At 33.0% G+C, this 24,744-nt stretch carries 24 protein-coding genes; 11 read left to right on the top strand and 13 right to left on the bottom strand.

What is annotated here, in order from left to right; translation table 11 throughout:
• Positions 1-120 precede the first annotated feature (120 nt).
• The 7 genes from VFM92_RS09675 to VFM92_RS09645 all read left to right on the top strand — a co-directional run bounded on the left by VFM92_RS09675 (position 121) and on the right by VFM92_RS09645 (position 6,232).
• On the top strand, positions 121-894 hold the full coding sequence (locus VFM92_RS09675) for an AAA family ATPase (protein ID WP_325122013.1): 774 nt from the start codon (positions 121-123) through the stop codon (positions 892-894).
• A 3-nt stretch (positions 895-897) separates the two neighbouring features.
• Positions 898-1,812, top strand: a complete 915-nt coding sequence (locus VFM92_RS09670) for a ParB/RepB/Spo0J family partition protein (protein WP_325122012.1) — start codon at positions 898-900, stop codon at positions 1,810-1,812.
• Between the two features lies 1 nt (position 1,813).
• Positions 1,814-2,419, top strand: a complete 606-nt coding sequence (locus VFM92_RS09665; RefSeq protein WP_325122011.1) for a DUF5683 domain-containing protein — start codon at positions 1,814-1,816, stop codon at positions 2,417-2,419.
• Positions 2,416-3,126, top strand: a complete 711-nt coding sequence (gene dapB / locus VFM92_RS09660) for a 4-hydroxy-tetrahydrodipicolinate reductase (protein ID WP_325122010.1) — start codon at positions 2,416-2,418, stop codon at positions 3,124-3,126. The genes VFM92_RS09665 and dapB overlap by 4 nt, the downstream gene beginning before the upstream one ends.
• Before the next feature lie 3 nt (positions 3,127-3,129).
• On the top strand, positions 3,130-4,251 hold the full coding sequence (gene lepB / locus VFM92_RS09655; RefSeq protein WP_325122009.1) for a signal peptidase I: 1,122 nt from the start codon (positions 3,130-3,132) through the stop codon (positions 4,249-4,251).
• 136 nt (positions 4,252-4,387) lie between these two features.
• A complete protein-coding gene (locus VFM92_RS09650) occupies positions 4,388-5,290 on the top strand; it encodes an RluA family pseudouridine synthase (RefSeq protein WP_325122008.1) in 903 nt (300 codons plus the stop codon).
• 9 nt (positions 5,291-5,299) lie between these two features.
• Positions 5,300-6,232, top strand: coding sequence for a D-2-hydroxyacid dehydrogenase (locus VFM92_RS09645; RefSeq protein ID WP_325122007.1), 933 nt, complete (start codon positions 5,300-5,302; stop codon positions 6,230-6,232).
• A gap of 82 nt (positions 6,233-6,314) precedes the next feature.
• Here the strand turns inward: VFM92_RS09645 and VFM92_RS09640 are convergent, their stop codons facing one another.
• Positions 6,315-6,701: a DUF3127 domain-containing protein gene (locus VFM92_RS09640; protein ID WP_325122006.1), complete on the bottom strand. Its 387-nt coding sequence runs from the start codon at positions 6,699-6,701 to the stop codon at positions 6,315-6,317.
• Positions 6,702-6,842: 141 nt separating this feature from the next.
• On the opposite strand from VFM92_RS09640, the gene VFM92_RS09635 reads away from it, so the two are divergent.
• Both VFM92_RS09635 and purB read left to right on the top strand, forming a co-directional pair.
• Positions 6,843-7,124: a DUF3817 domain-containing protein gene (locus tag VFM92_RS09635; RefSeq protein ID WP_325122005.1), complete on the top strand. Its 282-nt coding sequence runs from the start codon at positions 6,843-6,845 to the stop codon at positions 7,122-7,124.
• A gap of 57 nt (positions 7,125-7,181) precedes the next feature.
• Positions 7,182-8,525 carry an adenylosuccinate lyase gene (gene purB / locus VFM92_RS09630; protein WP_325122004.1) on the top strand — a complete coding sequence of 448 codons (1,344 nt, stop codon included), beginning with the start codon at positions 7,182-7,184 and terminating at the stop codon, positions 8,523-8,525.
• A gap of 99 nt (positions 8,526-8,624) precedes the next feature.
• Here purB and VFM92_RS09625 read toward each other — a convergent pair whose 3' ends face one another.
• Entirely contained in the window at positions 8,625-9,140 is a 516-nt protein-coding gene (locus VFM92_RS09625; RefSeq protein WP_325122003.1) for an HAD-IIIA family hydrolase, read from the bottom strand.
• 68 nt (positions 9,141-9,208) lie between these two features.
• Here VFM92_RS09625 and VFM92_RS09620 point away from each other — a divergent pair, with 68 nt between their 5' ends.
• Positions 9,209-9,979 carry a polyprenol monophosphomannose synthase gene (locus VFM92_RS09620; protein ID WP_325122002.1) on the top strand — a complete coding sequence of 257 codons (771 nt, stop codon included), beginning with the start codon at positions 9,209-9,211 and terminating at the stop codon, positions 9,977-9,979.
• Here the strand turns inward: VFM92_RS09620 and VFM92_RS09615 are convergent.
• From VFM92_RS09615 to VFM92_RS09570, 10 genes are all read right to left on the bottom strand, one after another.
• Positions 9,966-10,610, bottom strand: a complete 645-nt coding sequence (locus VFM92_RS09615; RefSeq protein ID WP_325122001.1) for a phospholipase — start codon at positions 10,608-10,610, stop codon at positions 9,966-9,968. The genes VFM92_RS09620 and VFM92_RS09615 overlap by 14 nt on opposite strands.
• Before the next feature lie 89 nt (positions 10,611-10,699).
• Positions 10,700-11,128: a hypothetical protein gene (locus VFM92_RS09610; protein WP_325122000.1), complete on the bottom strand. Its 429-nt coding sequence runs from the start codon at positions 11,126-11,128 to the stop codon at positions 10,700-10,702.
• An 8-nt stretch (positions 11,129-11,136) separates the two neighbouring features.
• Positions 11,137-12,039: a hypothetical protein gene (locus VFM92_RS09605; protein ID WP_325121999.1), complete on the bottom strand. Its 903-nt coding sequence runs from the start codon at positions 12,037-12,039 to the stop codon at positions 11,137-11,139.
• A gap of 129 nt (positions 12,040-12,168) precedes the next feature.
• On the bottom strand, positions 12,169-15,258 hold the full coding sequence (locus tag VFM92_RS09600; protein WP_325121998.1) for an ATP-binding cassette domain-containing protein: 3,090 nt from the start codon (positions 15,256-15,258) through the stop codon (positions 12,169-12,171).
• A 75-nt stretch (positions 15,259-15,333) separates the two neighbouring features.
• Positions 15,334-15,696 (bottom strand): DUF1987 domain-containing protein, encoded by a 363-nt coding sequence (locus VFM92_RS09595; protein WP_325121997.1) that lies wholly within the window; start codon positions 15,694-15,696, stop codon positions 15,334-15,336.
• Positions 15,697-15,743: 47 nt separating this feature from the next.
• Entirely contained in the window at positions 15,744-16,286 is a 543-nt protein-coding gene (locus tag VFM92_RS09590) for a SiaB family protein kinase (protein ID WP_325121996.1), read from the bottom strand.
• Positions 16,287-16,380: 94 nt separating this feature from the next.
• Positions 16,381-19,830 (bottom strand): PAS domain S-box protein, encoded by a 3,450-nt coding sequence (locus VFM92_RS09585; protein WP_325121995.1) that lies wholly within the window; start codon positions 19,828-19,830, stop codon positions 16,381-16,383.
• 28 nt (positions 19,831-19,858) lie between these two features.
• Positions 19,859-20,527 (bottom strand): GAF domain-containing protein, encoded by a 669-nt coding sequence (locus VFM92_RS09580; RefSeq protein WP_325121994.1) that lies wholly within the window; start codon positions 20,525-20,527, stop codon positions 19,859-19,861.
• A gap of 344 nt (positions 20,528-20,871) precedes the next feature.
• The gene (locus VFM92_RS09575; RefSeq protein WP_325121993.1) at positions 20,872-21,465 is read right to left on the bottom strand and encodes a chemotaxis protein CheB; all 594 of its coding nucleotides are present in this window, start codon (positions 21,463-21,465) and stop codon (positions 20,872-20,874) included.
• Between the two features lie 22 nt (positions 21,466-21,487).
• A complete protein-coding gene (locus tag VFM92_RS09570; RefSeq protein WP_325121992.1) occupies positions 21,488-22,318 on the bottom strand; it encodes a protein-glutamate O-methyltransferase CheR in 831 nt (276 codons plus the stop codon).
• A gap of 305 nt (positions 22,319-22,623) precedes the next feature.
• On the opposite strand from VFM92_RS09570, the gene VFM92_RS09565 reads away from it, so the two are divergent.
• Positions 22,624-23,964 carry a saccharopine dehydrogenase family protein gene (locus tag VFM92_RS09565; RefSeq protein WP_325121991.1) on the top strand — a complete coding sequence of 447 codons (1,341 nt, stop codon included), beginning with the start codon at positions 22,624-22,626 and terminating at the stop codon, positions 23,962-23,964.
• A 63-nt stretch (positions 23,965-24,027) separates the two neighbouring features.
• Here VFM92_RS09565 and VFM92_RS09560 read toward each other — a convergent pair whose 3' ends face one another.
• Positions 24,028-24,741: a tRNA1(Val) (adenine(37)-N6)-methyltransferase gene (locus tag VFM92_RS09560; protein ID WP_325121990.1), complete on the bottom strand. Its 714-nt coding sequence runs from the start codon at positions 24,739-24,741 to the stop codon at positions 24,028-24,030.
• Between the last annotated feature and the right edge of the window lie 3 nt (positions 24,742-24,744).

The following is a 24,744-nucleotide window of genomic DNA, read 5'->3' as shown; positions in this document are numbered from 1 at the left end:
GTTCGCTAAAAAATTTGGTAACTGAAATAGATAGAGGCTCGGTTCTTCGATATTTTGAACAAGATCAACCAAACTAAAGTCAGCTTACTGAGAAACTTTTAAAGCTAAAATTTAATAAATATGGGTAAAGTAATTGCAATTGCTAATCAAAAAGGAGGAGTAGGTAAAACTACATCAGCTATAAATCTTGCAGCAAGTTTGGCTGCTTTAGAGTTTAAAACACTGATTGTTGATGCCGACCCACAGGCCAATTCTACTTCTGGAATAGGTTACAACCCAAAAGAAATCGAAAGCAGTATTTATGAATGTATGGTAGATGAGGTTGATGCTCAAGACATCATAGTGGAAACTGACCTAGATTACTTGCATATTTTACCTTCTCACATCAATTTAGTAGGTGCGGAAGTTGAAATGGTGAACATCAAAAACCGTGAAGAAAGAATGCGTGATGCACTTAAAAAAGTGCGAAAAAAATATGATTTTATTATCATTGATTGCTCTCCTTCTTTAGGATTAATTACCATTAATGCCCTAACGGCTGCTGACTCAGTAATCATACCTGTGCAATGCGAATATTTTGCATTGGAAGGGCTAGGTAAATTGCTCAATACAATTAAGATTATTCAGACACGTTTGAATAAAGATTTGGAAATTGAGGGAATATTATTAACCATGTATGACGTGCGTTTAAATCTTTCCAATCAGGTGGTGGATGAAGTAAAACAACACTTTAGCAAGATGGTATTTGAAACCTTGATTCCTAGAAATATTAAATTGAGTGAATCTCCAAGTTTTGGATTACCAGCTATTGCACACGATGCAGAAAGCAAAGGTGCAATAAGCTATTTAAATTTAGCAAAAGAAATTATTAACAATAACGGATTAGGAAAATAGCGGATGGCGAAGAAACCGAGAAAAGCATTAGGAAGAGGTTTAAGCGCTCTTTTAGAAGACTCTAACACAGATAATAAATCTTCAAATAAAGAAGGTAGAGACATAACCGATATCTCTAGTGGAGCTTCTATAAACGAAATTCCATTGGAACAAATTGAGGTGAATCCATTTCAACCTCGAACAGATTTTGATAAGCAAGCTTTAGAAGAATTAGCGGAATCTATCAAAGTTCAAGGTATAATTCAGCCCATTACAGTTCGTAAGCTCAGCAAAGACAGCTATCAGCTTATTTCAGGAGAAAGAAGAACCCAAGCATCTAAGTTAGCAGGCCTTAAATCCATTCCTGCATACATCAGAATGGCTGATGACCAGCAAATGCTGGAAATGGCATTGATTGAGAATATCCAGAGGGAAAATCTTAATTCAATTGAAATTGCGCTTAGTTATCAAAGATTATTAACTGAATGTGATTTAAAGCAAGAGCAATTAGGCGACCGAGTTGGGAAAAATAGAACTACCGTAAATAATTATTTAAGATTATTAAAGCTTCCACCAGATATTCAATTAGCTATTCGTGATAAAAGAATTAGCATGGGACATGCTCGTGCCATTATCAATATTGATGATGTGGATAAGCAGCTCGATGTTTTTAAAAGAATTCTAAAGGATGATTTATCGGTAAGAAAAGTGGAAGCATTGGTTAGAGAATTGACCAGTGGAGAATCATCCGAAAAAGAGAAGCCAGCTAAAACCGATATGCCATATGAAGCAAAACAGGTTCAAAGTAAACTTTCTTCACACTTTGGTACAAAAATTGGGATGAAAATCGATAAAAATAATAAAGGAGAAATTAAGATTCCATTTTTATCAAAAGATGATTTAAACAGAATTTTAGATATCCTTTCAGTCGAATTATAAGATGCGTCAAATTCTAATCCTTCTCACATTTTTAGTTTTTGCTTCCATTTCTTATGGACAGGAAATAGAACAAACAGATTCTACTTTCATACAGATGGACAATATTAGAGGAGAATTTAAAAGTTTTGAGATGGAAGATTCTATCCATTCACCGAGATTAGCGGCTATGTATTCTGCTGCTATTCCAGGCATGGGGCAGTTTTACAATGAGAAATATTGGAAAATACCTATTGTGTATGCACTAGGTGCTTTTGCAGCATCCCAAATCAAACAAAATCATCAGAATTACCTTCTTTTTAGAAATATCAACTTTAACCTTAGAGATGGTAATGATTCAAATAATGGTGAAATTCAAGATTTCATTGATTTAGGATTTGATATAGACCGTACCGAAAGACAGCTTCAGAGTTATAAAAGAGATAGAGATTATTGGATTATTCTATCTGGTTTATTTTATATTTTACAAATAGTAGATGCAACTGTCGATGCCCATTTGAGAGAGTTCGACATTAATGAAGATTTAAGCATTAACATACAGCCAAGTCTGCAAAGTAGCCCAAATAAAAATATGCAGGCGGGCTTATCATTAAATTTTAGATTTAAATGAAAATACTTTTAATTGGTCACGGAAAAATGGGTAAAGCCATTGAAGAATTTGCCGTCCAAAGAGGTCACAGCTTAGTAGCAACAGTTGATGCTAAGGATACTTTAATGCCCACACTGGCCGAACAAGCTGATGTTGCTATTGAATTCACCCATCCGGATGCAGCTTTTGAAAATATTAAATTTTGTCTAGAGCATAATTTACCCATCTTATCAGGAACCACAGGTTGGTTAGACAAAATGCCGGAAATAGAAAAAATTTGTAAAGAAAATAATGGGACTTTTCTTTATGCTTCGAATTTTTCCATAGGTGTAAACTTATTCTTTAAACTAAATAAATTTTTGGCTAAACTGATGAATCCGCAAAGTCAATATAAGCCTTCTATGATTGAAGTTCATCATACTCACAAAAAAGATGCTCCTAGCGGAACAGCCATCACATTAGCGGAAGGCATTATTGATGAGCATGACAACTATAGCTCATGGAAAAATGAAGCCAAAACCAAGGAAGGAGAAATTCCTATTACTTCAGAAAGAATAGGCGAAATACCGGGAACACATAAAATCACATATAAATCAGAAGTTGATCAAATTAGCATCGAACATGAAGCTTACAGTAGAGATGGTTTTGTTCAAGGTGCCGTATTTGTAGCCGAATGGCTTCCTGATCAAAAAGGAATAGTTAAAATTGATGACTTCTTAAAACTTTAGAAAATGAAAATTCCATTTTTCAATAAAAAGAAAAAACCAGCCAAACCTAAATCTAAGCTTAGAGAATGGATAGATGCATTGGTTTTTGCAGTAATTGCAGCTACTTTAATCAGATGGGCAACTTTAGAGGCTTTTGTAATCCCTACTCCATCAATGGAAGGCACTTTATTAGTAGGTGACTATCTATTTGTGAGTAAATTGCATTATGGACCTAGGACCCCGAAGACTCCGTTACAACTTCCATTGACCCATAGAAGATTTTATGGCACCGAAGATGTGCCAGCATATTTGGATTGGATACAACTACCTCAATATAGACTTCCTGGTTTTAGTGAAGTTAAAAGAAATGATGCAGTCGTTTTCAATTATCCTGAAGAGCTTCAGTATCCTATTGATTTAAGAGAATATTATATCAAAAGATGTGTTGGAATTCCTGGTGACAAAATTCAAATAAAAAATGCCGAACTTTTCGTAAATGATGAGAAAGCATTTGTTCCAGAGGATATTCAATTCAGCTATTTTATAAAAACCAATCAAACAATCCGTGATAGAGTTTTTAAAGATTACAACATATGGGATAAAATGTATGAGCCTGGTTATGGTTATCGAGTTCATGCTGAGCCAGAAGAGATTGAAAAAATGAAAGAACTTCCTTTTATAGAGGAGATTATCTTTTCACCGACCTACAGTAATGGTCAAATTATAAGTACAGGGCCAAATATTGAGGATCCTGCTACTTTCCCGAAAACGCCAGAAACCAGCTGGAATAAAGATTTTTATGGACCAATTGAGGTACCGAAAGAAGGACAAACTATCTCTGTAAACCATGAAAATTTATTAATGTATGGAGATATACTTCGGTATTATGAGCATTTAGAAGATGTGCAAATAAAAGATGATAAATTATATATTGATGGGAAAGAAGTAACTGAATATACTTTCTCTCAGGATTATTTCTTTATGATGGGTGATAATCGTCACAACTCATGGGATAGTCGTTATTGGGGATTTGTACCAAAAGACCACGTAGTAGGTAAGGCACTCTTCATTTGGATGAGTATTGATCCTAATGAGTCGTTTTTCAGCAAAATTAGATGGGAAAGATTATTTACTGGAATTAATTAAAGGTTAAAATACTTAAATATTATTTTAACAGAGCAAAATATTATAAAAACCCTCTTAAACTAAATTTAAGAGGGTTTTATGTTGATAATGACCCCTCTCATTTGTAAAGGTCATTTCTTATACGGAATTTTACATTATGGACAAAAAATCAATCCCTGTAAACCAGGAACTCAATAGCTACATAATTCAAAAAGATGATGAATTATTGAAGCATCTTATAACCACCTATCCCAACAAAAAAAAACCATTACTAAAACAAGTAATGAGCGGAGGGCAGATTCGAATCAATGGAGATGTTATCACACAATTTAATCATCCACTAAAAAAAGGAGATGAAATTCAGATTAATTGGTCGAAACCATCAAAAAAAGTAAAACTTCAGAAACTGAATATACTTTATGAGGATCAAGATTTGATAGTAATAGAGAAGGAAGCTGGGCTTCTATCTGTTGCTTCCCTTAAAGAAAAGAAGAAAAATGCTGTCCAAATATTGAAAGAGCATATGGAAGCAATCGATCCACGCATTAAAGTTTACATCATTCACCGATTAGAAAGAGAAGCTTCAGGCATCCTACTTTTTGCGAAAAGTCAAAAAATCCAAGAATTACTTCAGAATTCCTGGGAAGAATATGTGATTGATAGAAAATATATAGCTATTGTTGAAGGTAAAATTAAGGAAAAGTCTCACACTTTGAGAAACTATTTGAGAAGCAATAAGAACAATCAGGTTTTTATTGTGAATACACCTGAAAATGCCACGGAAGCCATTACTCACTTTAAATTATTAAAGCAAACCAATGCATATTCCATGCTCGAATTCAAATTGGAAACAGGTTTCAAGAATCAAATTAGAGTGCAAATGGCACATTATGGCTATCCAGTAACGGGGGATAAAAAATATACTGCTAGCAAAAACCCTCTTGGAAGAGTTGCTTTACATGCTAATTTAATGGAACTTAAACATCCAATCAGTGGTGAACATTTGAAGTTTGAATTAGTTCCTCCTTCGAATTTTAGAAATTTAGTCTCAAAAGCTTAAAACAAACATATGCCAAATAAAAATATTTTGACATACGGTAATTTAGCTGAAGGATTTCAAGCTTTTATTAAAAAGGAATATCCAGAATTAAATTGCTTGCTTGCCAATACTAAAGAAGAGATCGAAAAATTGCTGCCTGAGACCGATTATGTAGCCGGTTTCAATTTTTTATCCAAAATGGATATTAGTCATCTAAAATGGATTCATTCATTTGGAGCTGGAGTTGACAGTTTTATGAAGTTAAACCTTCCTGAAGATTGCGTGTTAACAAAAACCAAAGGCAAAATGGGTCAAAGGATGTCCGAATATTGCTTGACTTACATTTTGCAGGATTTGAACAAAACCGAACTTTTTAAAATCAATCAAAGAAGTAAGACATGGGATCAGGTGGTTCCAAAATCATTGTCAAAACAAAGTGTGATTTTCTTTGGAACAGGAAATATCAGTACAGACATTGCGCAAGTGCTCCAACCTATGGTCAAAAACATAGTAGGTATAAACACTAGTGGTAAAAATAAAGAATTCTTTGACGTATGTATTTCTTTCGAGAAATTAGATTTAGCCAACCTAGAGGCAAATTCTATCATCATTAATACGCTTCCAGCCACAAAAAGCACAGAAAATTTATTTAACAAAGATTTCTTCTCCAAATTGGAAAATGCACTTTTCGTAAATATTGGTAGAGGAAATTCAGTAAATGAAGAAGATTTAGTTCAAGCTTTGGACCAAAAATATATTCGTCTAGCAGTTTTGGATGTATTTAAAGAAGAACCATTATCACAAGATTCCCAATTATGGGAACACCCAAAGTGCATTGTTACCCCACACATATCTGGAATTACTTTATTAGAAGATGTAAAACAAAGCTTTAAATTAGCATATGAGGCCTTAAAATCAGGAGAGGACAGTAAGTTGTTGGTAAATACTGAGAAAGGGTATTAAATAAAAATTTTAATCCATCAGGTTACAAAAGAGTAAAACCTGACAGATTAACTTATATATTATTGCTTTCTAAACTTACAATTTAAAAAGGTAGTTCATCATCTTCACTTGGCGGTGGTGTTTCTTGTGGTCCGCCAGCACTTCCCGAATTAGAAGGATAGCTGGAGTCTTGTTGAGCATTTGGCACTCCACCAAGATTTCCATCCGATGCTCTATCTACAGCCCAAATTTTCACATTTGTATACCATTTTCCATTATACTCTCTGCTATCAATATTGATTTTAGCATTTAACTCCTCACCTTTTTGAATATTAAAACCGTCTATTTTATCACCCCAAACCTCTGCACAAACTTTCTTAGGATATTGCTCCAGCGTTTCAAAAATATATGACTGTTTTCTCCATTCTCCATTTTTACCCTGGCCTTTCTCTTCTGGCAGAATATCAATAACTTTTCCTTTAAATTCCATTGAAGTAAATTTGTTAATTAATGCACAAAAATGTTAAATAAAAATTCAGTCACCTAATCAATTTCAGATTTATTACTTGAAAAATATTGGTTTAGAAAAGTGGCAGTAGTTTCTTTGTAAATCAATAATAAAAGTCACATAATGATTAATAATTTAAGAGTAATCGCCATTTTAGAAGGTATTTCGTATTTACTTTTAGGTATTACAATGCCATTAAAATATCTGTTAGAAATGCCAAAACCTAATTATTATGTAGGCATGGCTCATGGTGTTCTATTTATTGTATACTGCGGATTAGTCGTCTTTTTAGCAATCAAAAAAAACTGGAAATTAAAACTAACCCTGTTTTCATTAGCGGCTTCATTAATTCCTTTTGGTACATTTTACGCAGATTGGAAATGGTTTAGGAAAATGAAAAGCTGAAGTCAATCCTCTAAAACTTAAATTTCCTATCTTTGCACCTTTAAATTTTTACAGATCATGGATTTAACTACTTTAAGTGCAATTAGTCCTGTTGACGGACGCTACAGAAATAAAACCCAATCGCTTGCTCCTTATTTCTCAGAGTGGGCATTAATTAAATATAGAGTGCACGTAGAAGTGGAATATTTTATTGCACTATGCGAATTACCATTACCACAGCTAAAAGAAGTTGATCCATCGCTTTTTCCTAAAATGCGAGAATTAGCATCAAACTTCAGTGAAGAAGATGCTTTGGCAATTAAAAAAATTGAAAAAACCACCAATCATGATGTTAAAGCTGTAGAATATTTCCTGAAGCAAAAATTTGATGATTTAGGTATTGGTGCTCAAAAGGAGTTTATTCATTTTGGTTTAACATCTCAAGACATTAATAACACTGCCACTCCCCTTCTTCTAAAAGATGCAACTGAAAACGTTTATTTACCGCTTTTAAAAGAATTAAAAAACATATTAGCGCACTATGCAAATGAATGGAAAGCGGTTCCTATGTTGGCCAAAACACATGGTCAACCAGCATCTCCTACTCGTTTAGGCAAAGAAATTTCAGTTTTTGAAGTGAGATTAGCTGAACAACTCTTATTAGAACAAAACATCCCTTTTGCGGCTAAATTTGGTGGCGCTACAGGTAATTTTAATGCACATCATGTTGCTTATCCTGCAATAGATTGGAGAGCATTTGGTAATAACTTCTGTAAAAAATACTTAGGACTGAAACGCTCTGAACCTACAACTCAAATTGAGCATTATGATCATCTAGCTGCTCGGTTCGATTCCTTCAAGCGCTTGAATACTATTTTAATGGATTTGAGTAAAGATATTTGGCAATATGTGAGTATGAATTACTTTAAGCAAAAAATTAATAAAGATGAAGTAGGATCTTCTGCCATGCCACATAAAGTAAATCCGATTGATTTCGAAAATGCCGAAGGAAACCTGGGTATCGCAAATGCAGTTTTCGAGCACTTATCAGCAAAACTCCCTATCTCAAGATTGCAAAGGGATTTAACAGATTCTACAGTTTTAAGAAATATAGGAGTTCCCCTTGCGCACGGTTTAATAGCATTCGAATCATTGAAAAAAGGGCTTGGTAAACTTGAGCTAAACCCAGCCGCTATTGAACATGATTTAACTGAAAATTGGGCTGTTGTGGCTGAAGCTATCCAGACCGTATTGAGAAGAGAAGCTTATCCAGCACCTTATGAAGCATTAAAAGCTTTGACACGGAAAAATGAAAAAATTACACAAAAGACAATTGCTGATTTCATTGATAGTCTAGAGGTATCTGATAATATCAAAAAAGAATTAAAGGATATTACGCCATTTAACTATACCGGAATTTAAATCTAGTTTGTCAGATGTTGACAATTCTTTGAAATATTCTCGTATTCGCAATAGGTAATCTCCTTAGTAGTATCAGCTTTTGATGAAAAATCTGTAAGGTTAACCAATTATAAATTTATCAACTGCATCTCGTAAGTCTTGCGCTTTGAATGCAGTTGTTTTTTCGTCAGACTTATTACCTACGAATATCCCTTTTACACCAGCTTTTTCAGCTGCTTGTATATCACGAACAGAGTCACCTATCATAAAGGATTTATTTGGATCGATATCCCACTTTGCCATGGCTTTTTCAAGCATAAGACTATTAGGCTTTCTAAGCAAAGATTCGGATGTAATCGGATGATTTGGGCTAAAATATATATCATCTATTAAATCGCCTGTTTTGCTTTGTAATAATCGATGACATTTCATTACATCATCTCGAGTGTAAATGCCTTTCGCTATACCTGCTTGGTTTGTAATGACGATTAATAAAAAACCTGATTTCTTTAAAATTTCAAGACTTTCCTTTACACCATCTATTATCTTAAAATCCGCTTCTACAAATGTATAATCTCCTCTTTCTTGATTTAAAACTCCATCCCTGTCTAAAAAAACACATTTATGTATTCTCATTAAATTCTTTTTTTAATTGAACGGCAATATCTGAAAAGATTTTATAGTTTTGAAGTTGATTAGGATATATGAAAGATAATTTAGTTATCATACCCACTTACAATGAACGCGAAAATATAGAAGATATAATTCGTGCCATACTTCTATTAAACCAAAAATTCGAAATTCTTATAATTGATGATAATTCTCCTGATGGGACCGCTGAGGTTGTTCATTCATTGCAAAAAGATTACAAAGATCAATTACATATCATCCAAAGAGCCGGAAAATTAGGACTAGGCACTGCCTACATTGAGGGTTTTAAATATGCCTTGAAAAATGGTTATCAGTATATATTCGAGATGGATGCAGATTTCTCCCATAATCCGCTTGACTTAATTGAATTATTGAAAGCTTGTAAAAAAGAAGAAGTTCAACTCACTATAGGTTCACGGTATAAAACAGGGGTAAACGTTGTGAATTGGCCAATGGGTAGAGTATTAATGTCCTACTTGGCAAGTAAATATGTTCGCTTCATCACAGGACTACCAGTTTATGATGCTACGGCAGGTTTTATTTGTTACCATAGATCAGTTCTGGAAACAATTAATCTCGATAAGATCAAATTCATTGGATATGCATTCCAGATTGAAATGAAATTTACAGCTTGGAAACATGGATTTGGAATAGAAGAAGTCCCTATTATATTTACTGATCGAAGTAAGGGTGTCTCAAAAATGTCTAAAAAAATATTTAAAGAAGCAATTTTTGGTGTAATCCAAATGAAGGTAAATAGTTGGTTTAAAAAGTATAAAGTAGTTAAATCTCCATCTTCTGCCCAAAAAACTACTGTCGTTTAATAATTTCTTTTATACTGTTAATATCAATATCATGTTTCCCCTTAAATTCAGATTGGTGTACAAACACTCCAATTTTGTCAATTAATTCCTTTTGTTCCCTTTTTCTATCTTCATTAATAAATTCATCTTCATTACCACGGAGCATATAAACTTTTTTAGCTCTTAATTTATTTCCTAAGTCTGTAAAGTCAATATCTGGAGGAAAAGCACCAGAATGAAGAATCAACTTTTCAAAGTCAAAATCCAGTTTCTCAGCCCATCTGCATACAGTTGCAGAACCCTGAGAAAAACCTAGCAAAGTAACCCTAATATGTGAAGTTGCCTCGCTAAGCACTTCATTAGCTACCGAATTTAGATAAATGATATAGTTTTCAATATCAATCAATCGTTCCTCCTTAGTCATCCAAGTACTTCCTACTCTACCTGCGAAGCCGTCCAGATAAAAACGAGAAAGCCCACCTGGTGCAATAATTACTCTTTCATTATTAGCAATTTCCTTAAATTTTCGTATAAAATATTGAGGGAGTTGACCGTATCCATGTAATACAAACCAAATTTCTTTGGTAGATGATGAAATAGCCGCACTCTGATGATAAATAGCACTATGTTGAATCTTTATTGTATTTCGCATAGACAAAAGTAAAACCTGATAAAAATAGGGAACAAAAAAAGCAGGTAAAACCTGCTTTATAAATTATATGTAAATAAGAAAATTAGTTCTTAGCGCTTAAATCCTAATACACTACCTCCACAATAGTTAGTGCTACCCTCGAATGTAAACGTAATATAATAAATACCCGTCACTTGGCATGGAAAGGCAATACTTGATAAAGTTGATCCTTCATACATAGTGGAAGCCACTGTATTTCTATTTGAATCATATAAAGTCAATACAATTCCATCCGTAGACTGTCCATCATTGCAAATCATTATTTGATAAGTAGCTCCTTTGGTGAAAACATAGGAATATTCTACTTTTTGTTTGGCACCACCTTGACCATCAATATTATAACTTTTCAAGAAAGTAAAGCCAGAAGATAGTTTAGGAATACATGCCTCCACATGTTTCTCAGTATTACATTGAGCAAAAGCCTGCTGAACAGATGTTGTAAAAAATAATATTCCTAATGCGAAGATTAGCTTTTTCATATAAATTCTTAGTTAATAATGTTCTCTCTTATTTCGTAAACCTGTTGTCTTATGGTATTGATAATTTCATCATCCATAATAATTTCACTTGTACTATTATCCTTAACAACAAGCATGCCATCCACTACTTCATAGGTAGGTTCACGGTAAACGGTCTTAATTTCAATTTTATTAAATTCTTCTTGAAGCTTAGTAAACCTTTCAGATAACTGCCTGATATTAGGGTCATTATCTTTATAGAAAGACATCAATAAAACTACATTATCCATTATTATTTTTTGTTCTGCAATGGTCTCTTTTAATTTCTCATTTTCAGGATTTTTCTCTGAAACTCTAGATACAATATAAAGTGCTTCAAGCCATCCCCCAGACAACAATAAAATACTCAAATTTGAACGGTTCTGTTCTTGCAAATAATTATTGATGTTGTTGAAATTCTTGGTTGTAATTAAAAGAAGAGAGTCTAAGTTTTTACTATTAGTCGCCAATCTCTTAATAGTTCCAATATCAAAAAATTGACCTATACTTAAATCATCGGCCAAAGATTTAATAGAATTCAAATAAAATAAGGCATCCTGATTTTGCTCATAAATATTAGAATAGCCTAAATCTGTACCATAAACACCTAAAGCTAAAGCCTTTTTATAATTACTATTATAATCAGAAATTTTTTCAGGGTCATTTAAGTAACCCTTATCATATTTAGTTTCAGATTCCTTCAATAGGGTAGAAATCTCTAATGGTGAAGGGATCTGCTGGATAATATCAGAAATTACATCTTCAGAAATGGAAGGTTCTTCGATCTTTACCGAGTCCAAAATACCAGAAATTTCATCTGCTGAAGGTTTTTTCTTTGATTCACAGGCTAGGACTGTCAATAAAATGCTCAATCCCAAAAGTATGTTTTTCATAAAAATATTTTTTATCATAACAAAAATAGAAATTCCCTTAGTTAATACAAATTCTCATTTTTTAAATCTTCAATTTTTCAATTTCTAATCTGTTCGTTTTTTTCGAAAATTAAAGACAATCTTAATTACTTACGATTCCTTTTTGCCGAATTTAATATTACCGAAAACCCTAATGAGTTTTCCAAATAGTTCAAAATACAAGGTGATGTATAAAATTAAGGACATGAACCATATTACAATTATATTAAAATAAAATGTATCAATATATGTTCCTGCAAAATACTTTTCTGGTGCAAAAAAATGAGTCCTATAATTCAATGGATTATCTGGTACCTCTGGTTTGTTAAATACTGGGTCAATTTGTTGAATTAATTGACCTTTAAATTCAATCACCCGATCTTCTACCGTAAGGTTTCGAACTAAATCAGACAGACTTTCATTAAAATATTTATCTTTGGCATCATTTAAATTAAATTGATAAGATGAATCATTTTCTAAATGAAACTGTAATGTTTCTTTCTTTTTTACAGCAAGATTAAATTCATTAATATAATGATCTCTCAACTGATCGACATAAGTAGAAATTCTATTGATTTTCTCTTGATTAATCGTTTCTGGATTCAATAATTCTTTTAAATCGGTATGTTCTAAGCTACCTTTGAATGGCTCCTTCTCTAATGCATTATAAATAATAGTTGTTGAATATTCAATTTCTTCTAGTGCTTTAGGATCATTTGATTCTAAATTATTTTCAATAACTCTTAATTTCTCCCTAATCTTTTTAGTTAAAAAAGAGGATTTAAAATCTGCTGTTTTTTCAACTGATTCAATATCATAGAAATATTCCTGATAACTGTTATTCTTAAACATATCAACTGCTAAAGCTTCATAAGCCCATCTGGAAGTCATTAAATCCGCTACCACTGGTACTTTGCCTTTAGTGCTGATAAAATCATTTAACTTATCAAAACTAAATAAAAGTCCACTCAAAATCATTTGAGGAATAAGCAATAGCGGTATTAAAATATAAACTGTAACAGCAGACTTAAAGGCAGAGCTCACATTTAATCCCAGCACATTAGCAAAACATGAAGTAGTAAATAAAATAGCCCACATACTTAATGTTGCATCCTTAATTTCCAAGACCAAAACTCCTATAATCACATAAGTCAAGGTTTGTATGGCCGACAATGTAAATAAAATTGTGATTTTAGAAAGCAGATAACTATTCCAACTAAGGTCAAGAAAAGACTCCCTTTTAAGTATTTTTCTATCTCTAATGATTTCCTCAGCACTTACTGTTAGCCCCATAAAAAGTGCTACAATTATGCTCATTAATAAAAATGCTGGCAAATTATCATTGAACCTAAATAAATATTCATTCCCAGTAGGAGCACTTTTATACTTTATAATAAAAGCTAAAAGTAAGGCTAAGAAAGGCGCTTCTAATAAATTAATCAATAAATATTGCTTATTACTTAACTTTGAAAGCGTATCTCTGATTGTAAATATTACAGTTTGCTTAAGTTTATTAGGAATGGATAAGGTGGAAGGAGGTGCTTCTTCTTCATCCGTAACTCGCTTATGGTCGAAACTTTCATGATAAAAATCTCTCCACTGACTTGGATTTATTTTTCGTTTATTGGTTAATTGGCCATATTCATCAACAACTTTTGCTTCAATTATATTGAATATCTGTTCTGGATTGACATTACCACAAGTCGGGCAAACTCCTCTATCGGCATCAACCTGATTGGTCGTTTTCTTAAAATAAGTAACCGCTTCAATTGGATGACCATAAAAAATTTGGAACCCTCCAGTATCCATTATAATCATCTTATCGAACATTTTATAGATGTCCGATGACGGCTGATGAATCACTACAAATATTAATTTCCCTTTTAAGGTTAATTCTTTTAATAGATCAATAACATTTTCAGAGTCTCTGGAAGATAAGCCAGAAGTTGGTTCATCAACAAACATCACGGCTGGTTCCCTGATTAATTCTAAGGCAATATTTAATCGCTTTCGTTGTCCTCCGGAAATGGTTTTGTCTAATACGCCTCCTACTCTTAAATCTTTCCGTGCCTCCAATCCTAAATTTTCTAAGGTATCCATAACTCTTTTATGAATTTCTTCCTCAGTCATTTTCGCAAAACAAAGCTTGGCGTTATAGTATAAGTTTTGATAAACTGTTAATTCCTCAATCAATAAATCATCTTGAGAAACATATCCAATCACTCCTTGTAGCTGTTCATTATCCTGATGTAAATCTAGTCCATTAATTTTGATAGATCCTTCTGTTGGCGCCTGAATACCCGCAAGGACATTCAGCAAGGTTGTTTTTCCAGCACCAGAAGCTCCCATGATCCCAACAAGTTCTCCGGGTCCCTCAAAAACGTTCACGTTTCGTAATCCCAGTTCACCATTTGGAAACTGTAATACTATATCTTCGGCATTGAAAGATAGATTTACTTGCTCTCCATCAGAAAGGAATTTCCTGATTAATTCAGAATAATATAAAGCAGCTCCTTTGGGAGTTTTAATTGTACTACCATGAGAAAACAGATAAACACTATCTGTTTTCATAATAAAACCATTTAAGTTAATTTCTTCATGTCCGGTGTATTTAACAAAATACATATCGACACTTCGGACATTTAAGAAAAGTATTTCCCCTTTGATATCTGCATGAACGTGCAAATTATCTTCTTGTGAAGTTTCGTCATTTACAATTAGAATATCATCGAATTTATCTAATTCATCAGATTCTTGCTTTATGACAAAACTCTCAATTAATTTAAACTCGTCTTTTACAATATTAAACACATTAGAAACGGTATCGATAATCTCCATTCTTTGTGGAGTAAAGTTTTTATCGGCTGATACCATTTCCAAAAGCTTAATAAGTACTACTACTTTTTGCTTTTGAGTAAGGGTTTTATTGATTTTCTTACAAATTGCAAGAGTTCTTACGGAATCCCTAACAGAGGTAAGTTTCTTTTTCTTGGCTTTCCCATCCTCTTCTTCTTCCTCTGGCTCTTCTCCCCATCCAACTAATTTGTCATATAACTCCAAGTATTCTTTAATAGAATCTTGGTCAAGCTCTTGCTGAAAGAAACCAATAACGAAATTTCTTTCTTTTTCTGTGGCTCCTCCATCTTGTTTGGTTATAATTCCAAATAATTGAGTTAAGGCTTTGAGTATCTCTTCACTCATATAAAAAGAAGGTTATGGCTTTTAGGTAAAATAAAAGGCCAAGCTAAAAACATGACCTTAAAAAAAATGACAGGATTAATAAGTTTTAAATTCAAATGGAATTTCAACTAATTCAGAAAATTCCTCTCCAGCCTCTTCCATATCTTCATCATCTTCATGGAAATACCAATCTATTGATACCCCATCAATATCCTCTAATGAGGACAAAACATCAAGAATCAATTTAGATGAAGCCGTGTTAAAATACTCTAATTTGAACGTAAACAAAGTTTTTGGATTGGGATCCTCACCGTAGGCAGAAATCCAATCTAATATTGGCTGATAAAACTCGGCTGAGTCTTCTGGTAATGAACGTCCAGAAATTTCAAATATGCCATTTCCTTTATCTAATAATATTTTTGGGGTATCCTCTGTTCCTTCAAGGTTAATGATTTCCATATTTAATTTTATGTTTTAAATTTATAAGTTAAACTAAAATTTAGATTTTAAAATCTTAAAATAGTAGTGGTTAAAGAAAAGAAGTGAAATCCTTCACCCATTTCTTCAAAATCATACTCTAATTTTTGACCTGATTTTCTTGCCATATCTACAAAACCCAGACCTGCGCCACCTTTGTTAGAAAGACTGTTTGATTTAATAATGTCTTTATACATAGACTTTAAACCATCTTTATCAAGTGTATTAATTTCGTCTATTCTTTTCTTCAAAGCTTCTGCAGCTTCAGTATCTACAGGATTCCCGCTAGTTACAATATAGCGATCGTCCTCTTTTCCAATTATAAAAATTGCCGCATTTCTTTTAGCTGAAAGGGGATTAAAATCATCCGAATGTTTAACAATGTTTTGTAAGCACTCAACCATTACGTTAAATACTTTTCGCTTTATGCTTGACTCTTCACCCATAGAATCCATGTTTCTTTCTGCCATCGCTAAAACTGATTTAGTGATTTCTTGGGTAAATTCCCCCTCATAAACCAATATTAGGTTTCTGGACAGCATGGTTTTATGTAGGTCGTAAATATACTTCATGTTGTTATTAGGTTAATAAGCCGTTTCAAATTATAGCCCAATTCAATTCAAGCCTTAAATTAAATAATTTTATTTATAATTAAACTTTTCCCAGTTAAAATCTAATCCCGATTAGTAAAACATCATCAGTTTGTTTGTAATCTGCTTTCCAGGTTTCCCAAGCTTCATCAAATATAAGATGCATTTCATCCATAGATTTACCATGGTTATCGACTATTATCTCTCTTAAGCGCTTAGGTCCAAATTTTCTGTTTTGTGGTCCTCCAAATTGATCAGGGAAACCATCTGAACAGAAGAATACTGAATCTCCCGCTTTGTACTTAATTTTATGATTATCGAAATTCGTTTGATTTCGGTATATACCGCCTCCAATTGGAAACTTATTACCTTTAATCTCATCCAATTCTCCATTTGCATGTAAATAATACAATGGACGATGAGCTCCTGAATATTCAATTTGATTCTTTTTCTTATCTATTTTACAGAAAGCAATATCCATTCCGTCCTTAGTAGTAGAGTCATCCTGATCTTGTCTGAGCGTTGAGGTAACTCCGGCATCTAACATATCTAAAATCAAACCTGGATCACTAATTTTCTGCGACCTTACAATATCATTCAGCAAGAAGTAACCTATTAATGAAATTAATGCACCCGGCACACCATGACCTGTACAATCAACCGCAGCGATGTAGATAGCATCATCCACTTCAATATACCATGGGAAATCACCACTCACCACATCTTTCGCTTTGTAAAGAATAAATGAATCAGGTAATTGCTGTCTAATTACTTGGTTATTAGGAAGAATTGCACCTTGAATACGTTTCGCATAATTAATTGACTCGGTAATTTTCTTATTCTTACTCGCAATCTCTAGTTCAATTAACTTTCTATCCGTGATATCATGAGAAACTACTAAAATAGATTCTAATACTTTTTCTTCATCATATTCAGGAATAGCATTTACCTGCATTACGCGGTCACCCATTTCTGAAGGAAAATCTACTTCTTCGGTGACCTTTTCATTCTTTTCTCTTACTTTATCTAATAATTGAGCCCATGCCTGCACAATTTTTGGTTCAATATCTGCCTCATGTAATCCTTTTTGAATTACCTGATCAGGTCGTTTACCCGTATATCGTTCAATCATTGGGTTTACATAAAAGAACTTACCTTCGTTATCAATTCGTGTAATTAAATCGATAGAGTTCTCAGATAAAGCTTGCATTTTACTTCTCATGCGCTCCTCTTGTTCGGCACGTCTTCTTTCTGTAATATCTCTGGTATTAAAGATAATTCCTTGAATTGCTGGATCTTCCAATTGGTTTGAACCCGTAACCTCAACCCACACATATTCATTATTACTATTCAAATATTGATGCTGCATGGTAATCGACTCTTCAGGATGATCTACCAAATGCAAGAATTGCTTATGCACTTCATCCCGAGAATCTGGATGCACTTTATCCAGCTCAGTAGTATCTATGATATCTTCTTGTCTGTATCCTAAAATCTTTTCTACTGAAGGAGAAATATATCGAACTATCCCATCTTTCTCATAAATGGTGATTACCTCAGAAGCATTTTCTAGTAATAACTGCATACGTTTCTGGGTACGATTTACTTCTTCTATCTGATCTTCTAAACGCTGATTGGTTCGTTTCAACTCTTCCTGAGTTGCTTCCATCTCCTCTGCATTCTGTCTTAAAACCTCCTGCTGTTCTTGCAGCTCCTGACTCATCGTTTGAGATTCTGCCAAAAGCTTACGCGTTCTCTCATTTACTTTTATATTGAAGACCGTTCTGGCAATAATTAAGCTGATTTCTTCCACAAATTTAACCTGACTTGAATCAAACTTATGGAAACCTGCAAATTCTAATACTCCATAAACTTTTTCATCTGTAATTAATGGAACAATCAAAATAGAACTAGGTCTTTGGTCTCCTAATAATCCAGAGGTTACACTCACATAATCATAAGGAATTTCTGTTCTTAATAAAGTGTCTTGCTCTATGGCAGATTGTCCAACTAATCCTTCAGCGAATTTAAATTGTGCTTTTAAATATTTCTTTTTATTGTATGCATAACTTGATTTCATTTCCAAATAGTAATTATCTGAATCATCATCATTCAGCACATAAAATGCGCCTTGAATAGCATCAATTTTCTTGGTGACATACATTAATATTTCATCACCTAACTGCTCTAAATCATCATTGCTTCTTAAAATTTCTCCTATTTCAGCAACACCAGTTACAATCCAATTTCGCTCTTTATCTCTTTTTTCAGCTTGCTGAATAGAATTCCTCATGTTTATTAAAGAGTTACCTAAGGTATCCTCATTAGAAATGGGCTTGAAATCAGCCTTGAAATCTCCCTCTCCTATTTGTTTTGCAAAATTGGCTGTATTCTTTAGAGATGATACATAACCATCAAGAATTAAAGCCATTTCACCAATTTCATCGTCTGACTTTTTAGGGACATTATTAGGTAAAATTCCTTTCCCTAATAATTTCAATGTCTCTTTTAATGAAAGTATTGGATTCAACAGTACTTTGGAGAAAATAATTGAAATAATTAGGGACAGAATTAAAATAATCATGCCAGTATAAATAAACTTTTTAACAAGTCCACCTAATTGCTCTTTTACTTCTGATTCGTTAACATTTGATGCAATTCCCCAGCCTACTGTTGGTATGGCACTCCAAGCAGATAAAACCTCTATATTATTATAATTTACATCTTTAGCATAGCCTGTTTCACCTAATGCTGCCTTTTGTACGCCTACAGATGAATTCTCCTTTATGGTAACAGATGCGGGTGCTAAACTATCTTCTACTTGCTTGAGTGAAGATAGAAATAAAGCTTTATTGTCTTCTTGGGCAGTTAAAATACTTTCGAAAGACTTGAAATCAGTTGGATTTGAATTTACAATTTCATAAACAGACTCCATGTTCTTTACTAAAACTAGTAAGCCTGATAAGCTATTGTAGTCATCAATAAGAGGCATGCCGAATAACATTAATTCACTTTCACCAAACTGTTCAGGCTTACTAAAATGCGCAGAGGTAATAGATAAGTTATAAAAATCCTCATCTATATCCTTTAGATTTTCTCCAACTGCAAGGTCTTCAATTGCTTTATTCGAATTAAAAATTATCTCTCCATTCAAACTAGTCAATAAAATTGCATCAATAGGATAGTTCTCAACAAAAGATCTTAAATCTGCTTCCATTATATATAAGGTTGCAGTTTTTAAGCTATCTAAATTGATGGTAGTATCTTCTGCTTGATATTTCCTAATACCTGATTGAATGGATAATAGACCGGAAATGTGATTCGCATTATTCTGAATCCCTTGAAACAGGTCATCAATTTTATCTGCTTTTTTAGAGGTATGCGACATCAATTTATCAAAATTCAACTTTTCAATTGAATCTCGATTCATGTTATAGGTAATAAAACTTACGGTTATAACACTTACCAATACTACAAAAAGTAGAATTGCCGTAATTTTAGTCCCGATTTTTATGTTTTTAAACATATTGAATTCTTTGATACGAAAAAATGAATTATTTATTCTCTGTTTCTTTTTGTTGTTTTTTATCCAAATCATTAGCTAACAATGTCAATGATTTTTCCACTAAAACTTCATGAGATTTGTTAAAAGCCTTAAAAGATGCAATCTCTGCTACTCCTAATATTTTTTCATCCTTCATAATAGGGCATAGTAATAGATGCGCTGGGTCAGACTCCCCTAGCCCTGATAATATTTTAATGTAGCCTTTTGGTATATCTGAGATATTTATTAGTTTCTTTTCTTTGGCTACTTGTCCCGCTAAGCCTTCTCCAAATTCATATGAAATTGTTTGGCTTTCAGGTAATACAAAGGCATATGAAGCAAATAATGAAATGATGTTTTTATTATCTTCCCGTTCTGTTACATAAATTGCCGCTTGGCTAGCCTCAAGCTGATTTGCTAGATATGAAAGCAATTTTTCAGCTTTGACTTTACTAGAAGACTCCTTTTTAATCTTAGTATTAATATCGGTCAGTTCAGCATCTATATTTGCATCCCCTTCTTTTTTGTTTTGTGAGTCACTAGAATCTTTTTTCTCTTTGAATTTTTCAATATAAACGACATTATTTTCATCCTCATTATTTCTATTAAAAAGATGTAATAAGATAGAAACAAACCCTAAAAGAATAGATACCCCACTAAAAATATACAGTTCATCCAACACTGGTTTCAATTCAGAAACTTCGGAAAGACTAATGAGGTGTGTTTCATTAGCAATTCTTTCAGGGAATATGAAAAGATAATACGCTAACCCTATGATACTTAAGGTAAAAAGCAAAGAAGTGATAAGTGCTAAATTTTTGTATAGTGCTTTCATAAATGAATACTTCCGTGGAATAAATGTGCTCAATCAGTATTGACTTAGCCTACAAAATGTAAGCAAATTTAATTAACATTTTCATTCCAATTTTCAATCGCTTTTATTTTAAAAAGAACATTTACATCATAATGCAAACATCATCAAATATATATAATTGTATTGCTTTTCAGGCAATAAATTAAAAATCATTTGTATAATTTATCCAATTCGTTGAGGAACTGAACAATCTCTTGTACTTTTAAAGTGTAGTCAATCTCTGTTATATTTCTTGCTGCTGTTGGCATAGTATCTATCATACATTCTTCTGGATCTTGGATAATTGTCAACCCTTTTCTATCTTTTATTCGCTTCATCCCGAGTGCACCATCTTTATTGGCTCCAGATAATAAAATACCAATTAATTTATCCCGATAATTATAAGCTGCTGTTTCTAAAGTAATATCAATTGATGGTCTTGAGTTATTAAACATTTCCTCAGTTGAAAGTGCAATAGAGTTGCCTAACTCAATAGATAAGTGATAGTTTGCTGGAGCAAGATAAACTTTCCCCCTTTTAATATTTTCTTTATCAAAGGGCTCTACAACTGGCTTAATACTCTTTATAGACAATGCCTCCACAAACCCATTTCGAACGTGTTTTAGTCTATGCAAACAAAGGATAATAGGTAAGCTGAAATCGGCTGGAATAGAAGAAAGAATTTGTGTTATTCCCTGGAAACTTCCTGCAGATCCTCCGATTACTATCGCTTTATATTTATTATCAAGATTAAATCGAGCCATTGAGTACTATTTTGTACAGACCTCAGTCTTTAATTTTTTTGTAAATTTTTTCCTCATTATTTACTACGATGAATTTATTGGCAATTTCGCACCATATTAAAGATTCTTTCGACCCAATTACCAAATATCCATATTTGAAGAGGCTTTCGTGATGTTTCTTTAATACCTCATTTTGTAGGTTTTGATTGAAGTAAATCATCACGTTTCTGCACAAGATTAAATCAAATTTGTTGAAGACTACTCCTTGAACCAGGTCATGCTCACGAAATGACACATTCTGAACCAGCCCTTTATCCATTACTGCTTTTCCATTTTCCTCTTTAAAGTAGTCCTTAAAATTATTCTTACCCTCAAATCGGATGTAGTTCTTCTCATTTAGCTCCATATTTTTCATGGAGTAATGCCCTTTCTTGGCTTTATCTAAAATGACTTTATCAATATCAGTCGCAATTATTTTGGCTTTGTCCAGAATGCCCATTTCTTTGAGTAAAATCGTCATTGAAAATACTTCCTCTCCAGAAGAACATCCAGCATGCCATATACTGATGGTATTATGATTTAATAAAATATTTGGAATGACGTTGTCTCGTAACTCTCGCCAAAACGGAGGGTCACGAAACATTTCTGTTACATTCACAGTGATTTCTGCTATAAATTCATCAAAAAAAGACTTATCATCTTTTAACCTTTTGATTAATAAATCAGCAGACCCGAATTTATAGAGCTCCATAATTCGAAGTATCCTTCTTCGAAAAGAGGACATCGCATAATTCGTAAAGTCATATTTATATTGCTCCTTTACCAATTCCGTTATGCGCCTCAAATCCGATATTTCTATATCCTGTCTATTCATGTGGGTTATGCATCAATTCTACTTAAAATCATTTTAATCTTTCAATTAATAAAAATCAAATGGAAAAACATGCTGCATGTATGTTTTATCTAAAAGTTTCTAAAATCCATCAGCCTAGTTAAAGAAAGAATTGAAGATTTTTTAATTGTCTTTAATATTAAGATTAATAAATTATAACTGCAATAATAAAGACCTGTTCTTATAAATTGTTAGACATTTCATGTTTTTCGACTAATTTTTTTATCTCTCAGTTTTTTACGGAATTGATATTTATAACTTTGTCCAAACTGGAAACTTAAAAAAACATGCAAAATATTTTATTATTAGGCGCAGGAAGGTCAGCTAGCTCACTTATAACCTATCTTAAAAACCATGCTGAAGCAGAAAATTGGCATATTAAAATAGGAGATTTTGATCTTAGACTTGCTCAAGATAAAGCTGGAAATCACCCTAACACCTCTTTCGTCCAATTTGACATTTTAAATGAAATTCAAACTAAAGATGAAATCGCAAAAGCTGATTTAGTTATTTCGATGCTTCCCGCTCGATTTCATCCAAAAGTAGCATCCGCCTGTGTGGATTTAGGTAAACATATGGTCACGGCCTCTTATAATAGTCCTGATGTAGAAGATTTGTCAGATATAGCCAAAAGTAAAAACATAATCATTCTGATGGAATGTGGATTAGACCCTGGAATTGACCATATGACCGCAATGGAAGCTATGGACAATATCCGAGAAAAAGGGGGTAAACTGACTTCCTTTAAATCTTATACGGGTGGATTGGTTGCACCAGAAAGCGATAATAATCCTTGGCATTATAAATTCACCTGGAATCCAAGAAATGTAGTATTGGCAGGACAAGGAACGGCTCAATTCATCAGAAATGGGAAATACAAATACATTCCATACCATAAATTATTCACCAGATATGAAACCATTGAAGTGAATGGATTGGGAGATTTTGAAGGATATCCGAATCGAAATTCTTTACAATACAGAAGCATTTACGGTATTGAAGAAATCCCTACTTTAATTAGAGGAACTTTCAGAAAAGCGGGTTTTTGTGATGCTTGGAACGTTTTTGTACAACTAGGCGTAACTGATGACTCCTATAAAATGGAAGGCTTGTCCAACATGAGTAAAAGAGATTTTATTAATGCTTTTTTACCTTATAATAAAACTGAAGCAGTTGAGGATAAATTATGTTTCAATCTCAAAATCAAAAGAGATTCTGAGACATTCAAAAAAATAGAATGGCTTGGAATTTTTGAAGATAAAAAGGTTCCAATCACTAAAGGAAGCCCAGCTGAAGTAATGCAAGCCATTATGGAAGAAAAAATGAGTCTAGATTTGGGAGATAAAGATATGATTGTCATGCAACATCAATTTGAATATGAACTAGGTGATAAAAAGTATAGATTAGATTCTTCAATTGTTTCCAAAGGAGATGACCAAATGGAAACAGCAATGTCTAAAACTGTGGGGTGGCCTTTAGGTATCGCGGTTAAAAACATTCTAAATGATACGATCAAATTGCGAGGAGTTCAAATCCCAATCAAAAAAGAAATTTATGAGCCTATTTTAAAGGAACTGAATAGCCTTGGAATACATTTTAATGAAAATACTGAAGAACTTAAGGACTGATTTATTTTTTTAAAATATGCATTACTGGAAGATTAAAAAGACTGACAGGTTCTATTTTAAAAACTAAAATATTGTCAAGAAATCTTTCATTAAATTTATGTAAGAGGGATGGAAATCATTATTTTCATCCCTTATATATATCTTTTCAATTTTTGTTTCCCTGTTAACTTCTCCCTTTTCAAACCCATAAAAAAGCCGTATTACTTTACTATCGATTTGATGTCTTAATTCAGTGTTTTTAACCGTATTAAATCCTAGCTTCTTCATCTCATTTTCCAATAATGACATTTCATAAACGGGAAGCATTATTTGCGCCTCACCATCACTCACTAAATTCATTTCAATTCCTTTAGCTAGCGCTTCAAAAGAAAGTGTATTGGTATGATAGGCAATATTTCTTCCGTGATTTAGTTCAGATTGTAGATTATTTTGAAAAAATGGTGGATTTGAGAAAATCAAATCATACTTTTTTTCAGAAACAAAGTGGTTGAAATCCTTCAAATCTACTGTTAATCTGTGCTTCCACTTGGAATTATTAAAATTATAATTTGCTTCCTTGTATGCTTCTGGATTAATTTCTAAAGCATCAATTTTAATATCTGGGAATCGTTGGGCAAGCATTAAGGAAAGAACACCAGTGCCCGTTCCAATTTCCAAAGCATGGCGAGCTGAAGGTGAAACTTGTAGAGCAGAGGCAAAAACTGTAGCATCTGTGGTGATTTTAGCAGGACTTTGCTTCTGCTCTACTGAAAACTGTTTAAATCTAAAAACAGACAATTT

This window comes from Marivirga sp., from assembly GCF_035704835.1.
GTDB lineage: Bacteria > Bacteroidota > Bacteroidia > Cytophagales > Cyclobacteriaceae > Marivirga.
The sequence above is the reverse complement of the archived record's forward strand: the minus strand, read 5'-3'. Positions and strand labels throughout refer to the sequence as shown.

Coding starts and splice junctions, on each gene's coding strand:
- VFM92_RS09650 (WP_325122008.1), top strand. CDS start 4,388: ATGGACAAAAAATCAATCCCTGTAAACCAGGAACTCAATAGCTACATA.
- VFM92_RS09615 (WP_325122001.1), bottom strand. CDS start 10,610: ATGCGAAATACAATAAAGATTCAACATAGTGCTATTTATCATCAGAGT.
- VFM92_RS09620 (WP_325122002.1), top strand. CDS start 9,209: ATGAAAGATAATTTAGTTATCATACCCACTTACAATGAACGCGAAAAT.
- VFM92_RS09640 (WP_325122006.1), bottom strand. CDS start 6,701: ATGGAATTTAAAGGAAAAGTTATTGATATTCTGCCAGAAGAGAAAGGC.
- VFM92_RS09610 (WP_325122000.1), bottom strand. CDS start 11,128: ATGAAAAAGCTAATCTTCGCATTAGGAATATTATTTTTTACAACATCT.
- VFM92_RS09600 (WP_325121998.1), bottom strand. CDS start 15,258: ATGAGTGAAGAGATACTCAAAGCCTTAACTCAATTATTTGGAATTATA.
- VFM92_RS09585 (WP_325121995.1), bottom strand. CDS start 19,830: ATGTTTAAAAACATAAAAATCGGGACTAAAATTACGGCAATTCTACTT.
- VFM92_RS09635 (WP_325122005.1), top strand. CDS start 6,843: ATGATTAATAATTTAAGAGTAATCGCCATTTTAGAAGGTATTTCGTAT.
- VFM92_RS09595 (WP_325121997.1), bottom strand. CDS start 15,696: ATGGAAATCATTAACCTTGAAGGAACAGAGGATACCCCAAAAATATTA.
- VFM92_RS09645 (WP_325122007.1), top strand. CDS start 5,300: ATGCCAAATAAAAATATTTTGACATACGGTAATTTAGCTGAAGGATTT.
- purB (WP_325122004.1), top strand. CDS start 7,182: ATGGATTTAACTACTTTAAGTGCAATTAGTCCTGTTGACGGACGCTAC.
- lepB (WP_325122009.1), top strand. CDS start 3,130: ATGAAAATTCCATTTTTCAATAAAAAGAAAAAACCAGCCAAACCTAAA.
- dapB (WP_325122010.1), top strand. CDS start 2,416: ATGAAAATACTTTTAATTGGTCACGGAAAAATGGGTAAAGCCATTGAA.
- VFM92_RS09575 (WP_325121993.1), bottom strand. CDS start 21,465: ATGGCTCGATTTAATCTTGATAATAAATATAAAGCGATAGTAATCGGA.
- VFM92_RS09670 (WP_325122012.1), top strand. CDS start 898: ATGGCGAAGAAACCGAGAAAAGCATTAGGAAGAGGTTTAAGCGCTCTT.
- VFM92_RS09590 (WP_325121996.1), bottom strand. CDS start 16,286: ATGAAGTATATTTACGACCTACATAAAACCATGCTGTCCAGAAACCTA.
- VFM92_RS09675 (WP_325122013.1), top strand. CDS start 121: ATGGGTAAAGTAATTGCAATTGCTAATCAAAAAGGAGGAGTAGGTAAA.
- VFM92_RS09570 (WP_325121992.1), bottom strand. CDS start 22,318: ATGAATAGACAGGATATAGAAATATCGGATTTGAGGCGCATAACGGAA.
- VFM92_RS09565 (WP_325121991.1), top strand. CDS start 22,624: ATGCAAAATATTTTATTATTAGGCGCAGGAAGGTCAGCTAGCTCACTT.
- VFM92_RS09605 (WP_325121999.1), bottom strand. CDS start 12,039: ATGAAAAACATACTTTTGGGATTGAGCATTTTATTGACAGTCCTAGCC.
- VFM92_RS09625 (WP_325122003.1), bottom strand. CDS start 9,140: ATGAGAATACATAAATGTGTTTTTTTAGACAGGGATGGAGTTTTAAAT.
- VFM92_RS09665 (WP_325122011.1), top strand. CDS start 1,814: ATGCGTCAAATTCTAATCCTTCTCACATTTTTAGTTTTTGCTTCCATT.